The sequence below is a fragment of the Psychrobacter sp. 1U2 genome (assembly GCF_051847575.1).
The window spans coordinates 1-524 of the sequence record NZ_JBPYDC010001787.1; the positions used below are offsets into that span (position 1 = coordinate 1).

1 pseudogene is annotated in these 524 nt (G+C 36.6%); it reads right to left on the reverse strand.

Annotated features, from left to right (window positions below):
• Positions 1–235 precede the first annotated feature (235 nt).
• A pseudogene (locus ACS8FD_RS24410) lies at positions 236–524 on the reverse strand (hypothetical protein); the annotation flags it as partial.

The following is a 524-nucleotide window of genomic DNA, read 5'->3' on the forward strand; positions in this document are numbered from 1 at the left end:
TGAGTTTGCAAAAATGTTGTAAAACGATTGAAAAAACCACCCATCTTTCCTTGTAGCAGCAAGACGTGTCGATGAGTAAGCAATTGATGCATCGAAGCTGCCATAAGATTAGGTACCGTCGGTTAGAAAGTTAAAAATTAACGTTGAACAAATAAAGCAATGTTGTAACGACTGCTAAATTGTACACAAATTATACCAAAAAAAACATAATTGTCGTAATGGATTTGTTTTAAACCTACTGGTTTTTTTTGTGCAAATGCTGTTGCCATGTATGACGCTGCTGCATAAAGCGCGTAGTAGTATGACGTTTCAACTGATTAGTAAGCTTTGATAGCGTAGACAACTTTACTGGTAAAATAGTGTTTGTTTGAGCCACACTATCATATGATTTATTTTGAGACACTTGTTGATTTTGGTGCTTAGCAGGATATAAGTAATCAACCACTTGCTCTACTTGTGCAAGTCCATAACCCTCAGGTAAGCGATATAGTGGATAGTGTATGAGTGCACAGTACAGTAGTTGC